This is a genomic window from uncultured Clostridium sp. (genome assembly GCF_900547735.1).
Classification (GTDB): domain Bacteria; phylum Bacillota; class Clostridia; order Lachnospirales; family Lachnospiraceae; genus Otoolea.
On record NZ_URHZ01000028.1, the window covers coordinates 51,430 to 59,206 of the forward strand.

Consider the following 7,777-nt stretch of genomic DNA (forward strand, 5'->3'; position numbering starts at 1 on the left):
GTGCCGCTTTTGCCGCCGGCATGCAAGATGACAATAGCGGGGAGGGGTGCCGGGTTGAAATCTAAGCAGGAAGTGCTGGCATTTGTCAGACATTTACAGCATCTGTATTGGGAAGAAAGGGATATGGAGGAGCTGATTCCGTATCTCGACGAAACGACATCCTGGATCGGAACCGGGAGACATGAAATTTGCTATAACCTGGATGAGGCGATACAGGCGTTGAGGGAGCAGGCGGAGGAGTGTCCCTCCCGTTTTACACTCAGAGAACAGAAGTATGAGGTCTTTCCACTGGCAGACGGCATTTATGGAGTTTATGGGGAATTTTCAGCCGTCAGCACGGCGGAGGAGATGTCGGATGTCTGCGGCCGGTTTTCATTAGTTTGTGCGGATCGTGAGGATGGGATGAAGATTCTTCACCTTCACATGTCAAAGCCCGATTTGGAGCAGACGGAGGGCAGTTATTTTGCAAAGAAAGAGATCGGGAGCACAAAAGAGGAACTGAAGGCCCGCGTCGAGGAGACGTCCAGGATCCTCCAGAAGAAGGAGAGCGAGCTGGAAGCGCTGACGGTCAGTGTGCCGGGAGGACTTCACCGCTGCAGGGACGACGGAAAACTGACACTGCTCACGATGAGCGGCAGTTTCCTGGAGATGTTTGGTTACACCAGGGAAGAGATAAGAGCCTGGTTTAACGACAGCTTTATTGAGATGGTGTATGAGGAAGACCGCTACCGTATCAGAAGTGAGATAGACCGCCAGCTCGCGAAAGGAAATACGGTGGAGCTGGAATACAGGATTGCCGGGAAAGACGGGGGGCTGCGCTGGATCCTCGATAAGGGGGTGCGCGTTCAGGAGGATGGAGACGCCATATTTTACTGTGTTCTCCTGGACATTACGGAGCAGAAGAAGGGGAGGGAGGAACTGCGCCTTTCCCTGGAACGCCATAAACTCATCATGGATCAGACTACCGATATTATATTCGAGTGGGATATCGAGGAAGATGAACTGAAATTTTCTTCCAACTGGAAAAAGAAGTTCGGATATAATCCCATACACAACAAAATCAGTGACAGGATTCCTATGTCCGAAAATATTTATCCTGCCGATATGCCTGCATTTATCAAAATTATGAGGGATACGGCAGCGGGCGTGCCCTACTCGGAGACGGAGTTCCGCATATGCGGCAAATCGGGAGATTATATCTGGTGCCTGATACGCGCGACAACGCAGTTTAACGCGGAGGGAAAGGCGGTCAGAGCGGTGGGGGTGATTATCGACATTGACCGCAGTAAGAAACAGAAAGAATGTCTGATGGTCCAGGCGAGCCTGGACTCACTGACAGGCCTGCTGAACAAGAAGGCCGCAAGGGAGCGGATAGAGAACTGGTTTCTGGATAGGGAGATGACGTGCGGGGCGTTTATCCTGATTGATTTAGATGATTTTAAGCATATAAACGACCGGTATGGCCATCTATGCGGCGACAGGGTGCTGTCCGAGATTGCGGAGATTATGAAGAGCCAGACGAGGAAGGGGGATGTGACCGCGAGGATCGGCGGGGATGAGTTTCTGGCATATCTGCCCGGTGCAACGGAAAAAATAGCGGCTGAAGTCGTACGCCGCCTTCAGGAGGCGGTGGACGCGCTCCATCTGGATGGAAGGACCGGCGGGGTCCGGGCATCTGTGGGCGCATCTTTTTATCCGAAGGACGGGAAAGACTATCTGACACTGTTTGCAAAAGCGGATAAGGCCCTGTATTTTGTCAAAGAGACGGATAAAAACAAGTATTATACATATGAAATGCTGAGCGGGAGACTGTGAATCCTCAGTCCCACCGACAAGCTGTCCGGGGAAGACGGAGAAAAACATTCCGAAGAAGATGAAGCTCACTGGAATGTTTTCTTTGCCTTTTCCCTCATCGTATTTCAGCTAAATTCCTATTTCATAAGTCATATTTCATCTGTTTTTTATTTTATAGTTGACTTTCCTCTATTTATATGCTATAGTATAAATAGTGTTTTGATAAAGCCTTGATTTCACATATATCCGTAAGTCATTCTTTTATTGATGATTTACAGCTATATGTTTTTTTTGTTTTATAAAAGCATATTAAAAATTAGGAGGTATCTTTTATGAACAAAGGTACAGTAAAATGGTTTAACTCAGAAAAAGGATTTGGCTTTATCACAGGAGAAGATGGAGCAGATGTATTCGTACATTTTTCAGGAATTAACACTGACGGATTCAAATCTCTTGAGGACGGTCAGGCCGTAACTTACGATTTAGCTCAGGGAAATCGTGGCATGCAGGCTGTAAATGTAACAGCAGCTTAAACGAAAGTATCATTTCAGTATATAATCTTAATCTGCGTGGCAGATATTAGTAATTTATATATTAAATTGGTTAAAGATCCTGCGAAAGCGGGAAATGGAAAAAGAGAGTCTCTTCCGGCGGGAAATCGAATGATTGCGATTCCCGGGCGGAAGAGACTCTCTTTTTCTATTTCCCGCTGCGCGGCAGCGCGAAGAATCACGCTCCCCGGATTCTTTGTTCTGTCCGGCATCCGGTCTTACATCAGCCTCATCTGCATCTGTTCCGAATCCGTGCTGCAGCTTATGCAGGTATCGCGGTTGATTTTGCCCTCACGCAAAAGACGCAGCAGGCTGTTGTTCATTCCCGTCATGCCCTCGGCCATGCTGGTTGCAATTACGTTGTCAATCTGATGGATTTTGCCCTCGCGCACCATTGTGCGGATTGCGTCGTTCAGGAACATAATCTCAAATGCAGGAATCATGCTTCCGTCTGAGGAGGGCACCAGCTGCTGTGATACAACGGCCTGAAGCACCATGGCGAGCTGCACCCGGATCTGCTGCTGTCCGTCGGGCGGAAATACATCGATGATACGGTCGATGGAATTGGCGGCCCCGATGGTGTGGAGTGTGGAAATTACCAGATGCCCCGTTTCGGCCGCGGTCATGGCGGTCTTTATCGTGTCAAAATCGCGCATCTCACCGAGGAGTATCACGTCGGGAGCCTGTCTTAAGGAGGCCACCAGTCCGTTCACATAGCTATCCGTGTCCAGGCCTATCTCACGCTGGGTGACGACGGAATGGTTATGGCGGTGCAGGTATTCGATCGGATCCTCCAAAGTGATGATATGGCTGTTCCTGGTTCTGTTGATTTCATCAATAATGCAGGCCAGAGTGGTGGATTTGCCGCTGCCTGCCGCTCCTGTGACGAGCACCAGTCCCTTTTTCAGATTGGCGATTCTGATGACCTCAGGAGGAATATTCATATCTTCCGGGCGGGGCACTTCAAAGTGGACGACACGGATGACGGCGGCCAGTGTGCCCCTCTGTTTCATGATACTGACACGGAACCTGGCAACGCCCTGAATCGAGCAGGAGAGATCATCGTCTCCGTGGGCGTGGAGTTTATCCATGCTCCTGTGGTTGCTGAGTTCATAGAGGGCCTCTATCATCGCTTCCGTTTCAGAAGGCAAAAGTTTATGATCGTCACATGGAAGAATCTTACCGTTTATCTTGTACGAGAGAGGAAGTCCGGGAATAATGAAAATGTCGGAGGCATTTTTCTCCACGGCGTCGGTCAGAAAATTCAGCATTATTTATATCTCCTTTCACGTTTCACGGCTGTCCGTTTTGCAGCGGTGCAGCAGCCGTTTCATTCTTCGGGGGCGATCCATACGGGCAGACTGTCGTCTATCGCATAATCTTCTTTATTGTAAACATAACTGGCAAGTACGGCCGCATCATCCCCGGACAGCTCGACCCGCAGAGCCTGGCCGGCGTTCATAGGAATCTCACAGTAGAGACGGCCCGACTCATCGATCCCTGATTCAGAACCTTCCGGCAGTGTCCCGGCGGCTTTTTCCAGGGCCTCTGCTGCGGTGCCGTCTTCTTTCAGGGAAACGGCGGCGGCCTGAATGAACAACTGGCCCTGTGTGTCTGCCTGATAGTAGGCGGTTACGGAATCGGCATGGCGCTTTGACAGGACGAGAGCCGATTTTGCATCGCTCAGGCTCAAAAGAGAGAAGACCGCAAGGCACAAAATAATAAAAATCAGGATGATGGAGGCGGTTCCAATATTGATTCTGTTTTTCATCGGAGCCTCCTTTCAGCGTCCAGGCTCCGGGCGCCGTTCAGAGAATAGACGGGCTCCGTGTTTCCGCCTTTCATTTCATGGACCTTGACGTCTACGTACAGCATCCCGTCATTTACATGATGATTGATTTTTACATAATAGGCGGCTTCCGGGGCGTTATATTCACAAGTGTTCCAGTTCCGGTCAAATCCGGATAAAATCTCCCGTGGAGCGTCGTCCCCGTCGTATCCGGCAAACACCGTCTCAATGGAATTTTCTGCGGCGAGAACCGCATGGTTCAAGTTTTCTGCGCTTTTGCTGAGCCGGTCGGCTTTTACAAAAGCAAGGACAAAAATGCAGGCGGCCAGGGCGAAAAAGCCGCAGACCCAGAGCATTTCCATCAGGAAAGCATAAGAAGTACGTTTTTTATTCATTGCCTTGACCCTCCCTCCGGATTTGATGCGCTTCGGAGAAACAGTTTTGCCGTACTGGGCGACGGTTTCCCTTCCAGCGTAATCACGAGCATCTCCCCGGCCGCTGCTTTGTCAATGGCAAATGACACGGGAGGGCATTCCATAACGGGAAGACCATCCTCTGCGGAGAGGCCGCTGCCCTGTTCGGAAAACAGTTCCATAAGGGAACCGTCTTTTGTATAAATCCAGGTTTCATAGAGTACGCCATAATAGTCGGACGACAGGACAAGGACATTCTGTCCGTCGATAGAGCGGACAGCCACGGAGTCCGTCCGGTCGGACTGGCGTACTTTGTTGGTAATATAGCTGAGCGCCGTGTCGGAATAAAATGCGGCGTCGTTTCTGGCTCTTATATTACTGTAAACCCGGCTGCCGATGAGAATTGTGAAGACGGAGCACAGGATAAACACGAGAAACAGGATCATGGAGAAGATAAAATCGATGCTGCCCGAGGGGCGGGAATTTTCTCTTTTCATTGCTGTCCCTCCTTACCGGCCTGCGGGATGACAGGCAGAACGGTGATATCCGGCATTACATTGCTGGCCCAGCCGTCGTAAAATACATTATACCGTCCGCGATCAATGACGACGGCGTAATTCTCCTCCAGATATTCCACGCTGGGAGGATACCGTCCTTCGATGGCGTAGCACTGGACGCTGGCTCTTTTTATCGCAGCCGTCAGCGCATTCAAACGGTCCTCCTCGGTTCTGCTCTGCATGGCTCCCACAGAGTAGAGGAAGAGATACAGGATGATGCCGAGAAGGAGAAACGAAATCAGGTATCCGGGCAGGGAACTCCTGCGCTTTGGGATTTCAATATGTAACATAGCAAACACTCCTTATCCGATGGAGGACAGAACGCCGGCCAGCGGCAGCATAACGGCGAGGAGAACCAGACCGACGGCCACTGCAAGCACAGACACGATAGTGGGTTCCAGGTGTGCGATCATGGAGTCGATCGCTTCGGAGGCCTTTCTGTCGTAATCCTCCGCCAGACTGTCCATAATGTGATCCAACTGGCCTGCGCGGCTGCCTACGCGGATCAACTGAAGCTCAAAGCCGGAGAAAAGACCGGCTTCTTTCACTGAGTCATAGAATCCTTTGCCCTGGGAAACTGCCTCGCCGCAGCTTTTCACCTTCTGCTCCACAGAACGGTTATACACCAGCGTTTCCGCCAGCTTAAACGCCTCCGGCAGATTGACGCCGCACTGGAGTGCCATGGCCATAACGTTGCAGAATCTGCGGTTGGCGGCAGCGCGTGCGATTGTAGAACGCGTTTTGATTTTTTCCAGCAGGGAGAGGGCCATGGCGGACTGTTTTCCGCTTTTGCCGAAAATCCACAGGGCCAGAGCCGTCACAATGAGAACGGCGGCCAGGATCAGGGCGGCCCCGCTGAGGAATCCACCCAGACGGATGGCTGCGGCCGCGGCCGGAGGTATGGATGCTCCAAGCTGTTCATAGACGCCGGAGAAAATTGGCATCACTTTTGTAAACAGGACAAACAGGATGATAATCAGCATGAGGATCATCATGGCCGGATAAGTGACGGCCTTCCTCAGGTTTTCCGCCAGATAATACTCTTTCTCATAGTAGACGGCAAGCCGTTCCATCGTGGTATCCAATAAACCGGTCCGTTCCCCGAGCATGGTCATGTTGACAACATAAGGGGGAAAACAGCCGGCTTCCTTAACGGCCTGATGGAACGGAAGACCCATGCGGACCTTGTCGGACATTGCGGTGAGAATTTCCCTCTCCTGCTGTCCCGGTGAATCTTCGGCCATGACCTTCAGTCCCTCGTAGAGAGGAACCGCCGATTTGAGAAGAATTGAAATCTGCATACAGAATCCGGACAGGGTAAGTCCGGTAAAGGGTGATGCGCTGCTGCTCATGATATACCTCCAAATATGTTCTTCCTGTAATAAGGAAAGAGATGTCCCGCGGAATAACAGTTCCGCCAACTAAATAACTGCACCGTCAGTTTTCAGATAATTGACGGTGCAGAGTTATGCTGCTAATAGCAGAATTTTTGCCTGTAGTTTGCCGGATTGCTGACATAGCTCAGCGCCTCCGCACTCTTTCTGCCGCTGGATACAAAGGTAGGATCCATAAGCTGCCAGTTGGTTCCGTCAAAATAGATGAGATTGTCAATCCAGCCCTGGCCCTGGATGTAAACGCTGACCCAGGCGTGATAGACGTTGCCCGCATAGCCGATTACAAGTTTTGTAGGGATACCCTGGGAGCGGAGCATGGATGCCATGACGGCCGCATAGTCGAAACAGATACCGGTTTTCTGTGACAGCGTGTTGTCCACGTTGGGAAGATAGCCGGATTGCACCGTAGCTGCTTTCTGGTTGTCATAGGTAATATTGTCCACGGCATAGTTATAGATAGCCTCTACTTTTTTAAGCGGATCGGTGATTCCGGCCGTGATGGAATCGCTGACGGCCACTACGTTAGAATTGGCGTTAAAATTGCAGAACTGGTTCGGATAAAGAAACGGCATCGTATCGCTTGCCAGGTTCACCTGGATCGTCTGGCTCACCGCCTGTGAATAGGTGGTGCCCGACACATTCTCAAACAGCTTGATCGTGTAGCTTCCGCTGCCCTCGGTCAGGGGAAAGGTCACATAGTTTCCCGTGGCATTAATGTCATAAGTATATTCGGTGTCTTTCTGGATGCGCAGCTTCACTTTGGCATTGGAGCCGGTGTACTTGACCATCACATACCCGTCGGCCGTGTGGGAAGCGTCAATCACCGCCTTGCCGCTGGTGTAGGCTACGGTGCCGTCGGCTGTCGGAGTATAAATGGTGGCAGCCTGTGAAACACTGCCGGGCGCGAGAGCCAGAAAGAGCGCTGTCATAACAAGCGACGGTGTTATTTTAAATTTTACTCTACTCATAGTGTATGCTCCTTATTGGTGTAAATGCCTGAACCGGAGGTCCTGTCTGTGCAGACACAACTGCCTCTCCATATTATATGATACAGGTGCACGGACGAAGCGTTCAGCATTGGTGCGGCCGCTGTCCGAAGGAACGGCGGGATGCGGAAAACACACGCAAATACAGGGATGTTATGCCCCGCGGAGGAGAGGCCGTGGTTTGTAATTCCAATTATTACATTATACAAAAAATGACATGAACTTACAAGCGGTTTGGGGATTTAATTGAGATGCGAGGACGCCTCTGTAAGACGGCGGACGGGGGAGTGGGA

The 7,777-nt window shown here is 50.9% G+C and carries 9 protein-coding genes; 2 read left to right on the plus strand and 7 right to left on the minus strand.

The annotated features are described in order from the left end of the window. Nucleotides 1-54: 54 nt before the first annotated feature. Nucleotides 55-1,815: a diguanylate cyclase gene (locus tag QZT18_RS10905; RefSeq protein ID WP_294147719.1), complete on the plus strand. Its 1,761-nt coding sequence runs from the start codon at nucleotides 55-57 to the stop codon at nucleotides 1,813-1,815. A 311-nt stretch (nucleotides 1,816-2,126) separates the two neighbouring features. Next, the gene (locus QZT18_RS10910; RefSeq protein WP_227032990.1) at nucleotides 2,127-2,327 is read left to right on the plus strand and encodes a cold-shock protein; all 201 of its coding nucleotides are present in this window, start codon (nucleotides 2,127-2,129) and stop codon (nucleotides 2,325-2,327) included. Between the two features lie 236 nt (nucleotides 2,328-2,563). Here QZT18_RS10910 and QZT18_RS10915 read toward each other — a convergent pair whose 3' ends face one another. From QZT18_RS10915 to QZT18_RS10945, 7 genes are all read right to left on the minus strand, one after another. Beyond that, nucleotides 2,564-3,616 carry a type IV pilus twitching motility protein PilT gene (locus QZT18_RS10915; RefSeq protein WP_294147735.1) on the minus strand — a complete coding sequence of 351 codons (1,053 nt, stop codon included), beginning with the start codon at nucleotides 3,614-3,616 and terminating at the stop codon, nucleotides 2,564-2,566. A gap of 59 nt (nucleotides 3,617-3,675) precedes the next feature. Continuing rightward, nucleotides 3,676-4,116 carry a hypothetical protein gene (locus QZT18_RS10920; protein WP_294147737.1) on the minus strand — a complete coding sequence of 147 codons (441 nt, stop codon included), beginning with the start codon at nucleotides 4,114-4,116 and terminating at the stop codon, nucleotides 3,676-3,678. Next, nucleotides 4,113-4,529, minus strand: coding sequence for a hypothetical protein (locus QZT18_RS10925; protein WP_294147739.1), 417 nt, complete (start codon nucleotides 4,527-4,529; stop codon nucleotides 4,113-4,115). Before QZT18_RS10925 ends, QZT18_RS10920 begins: the two co-directional genes overlap by 4 nt. Then, complete coding sequence (locus QZT18_RS10930) at nucleotides 4,526-5,044, minus strand: DUF4860 domain-containing protein (RefSeq protein WP_294147744.1); 519 nt, start codon at nucleotides 5,042-5,044, stop codon at nucleotides 4,526-4,528. Before QZT18_RS10930 ends, QZT18_RS10925 begins: the two co-directional genes overlap by 4 nt. Next, entirely contained in the window at nucleotides 5,041-5,394 is a 354-nt protein-coding gene (locus tag QZT18_RS10935) for a hypothetical protein (RefSeq protein WP_294147746.1), read from the minus strand. Before QZT18_RS10935 ends, QZT18_RS10930 begins: the two co-directional genes overlap by 4 nt. Nucleotides 5,395-5,406: 12 nt before the next feature. Continuing rightward, nucleotides 5,407-6,456, minus strand: a complete 1,050-nt coding sequence (locus QZT18_RS10940; RefSeq protein ID WP_294147748.1) for a type II secretion system F family protein — start codon at nucleotides 6,454-6,456, stop codon at nucleotides 5,407-5,409. Nucleotides 6,457-6,578: 122 nt separating this feature from the next. Then, the gene (locus QZT18_RS10945; RefSeq protein WP_294147749.1) at nucleotides 6,579-7,466 is read right to left on the minus strand and encodes a transglutaminase family protein; all 888 of its coding nucleotides are present in this window, start codon (nucleotides 7,464-7,466) and stop codon (nucleotides 6,579-6,581) included. Nucleotides 7,467-7,777: the final 311 nt, after the last annotated feature.

What these genes read in the sequence shown, in the direction of transcription:
- QZT18_RS10910 (WP_227032990.1), top strand. Translation starts at nt 2,127, where the DNA reads ATGAACAAAGGTACAGTAAAATGGTTTAACTCAGAAAAAGGATTTGGC.
- QZT18_RS10915 (WP_294147735.1), bottom strand. Translation starts at nt 3,616, where the DNA reads ATGCTGAATTTTCTGACCGACGCCGTGGAGAAAAATGCCTCCGACATT.
- QZT18_RS10920 (WP_294147737.1), bottom strand. Translation starts at nt 4,116, where the DNA reads ATGAAAAACAGAATCAATATTGGAACCGCCTCCATCATCCTGATTTTT.
- QZT18_RS10925 (WP_294147739.1), bottom strand. Translation starts at nt 4,529, where the DNA reads ATGAATAAAAAACGTACTTCTTATGCTTTCCTGATGGAAATGCTCTGG.
- QZT18_RS10930 (WP_294147744.1), bottom strand. Translation starts at nt 5,044, where the DNA reads ATGAAAAGAGAAAATTCCCGCCCCTCGGGCAGCATCGATTTTATCTTC.
- QZT18_RS10935 (WP_294147746.1), bottom strand. Translation starts at nt 5,394, where the DNA reads ATGTTACATATTGAAATCCCAAAGCGCAGGAGTTCCCTGCCCGGATAC.
- QZT18_RS10940 (WP_294147748.1), bottom strand. Translation starts at nt 6,456, where the DNA reads ATGAGCAGCAGCGCATCACCCTTTACCGGACTTACCCTGTCCGGATTC.
- QZT18_RS10945 (WP_294147749.1), bottom strand. Translation starts at nt 7,466, where the DNA reads ATGAGTAGAGTAAAATTTAAAATAACACCGTCGCTTGTTATGACAGCG.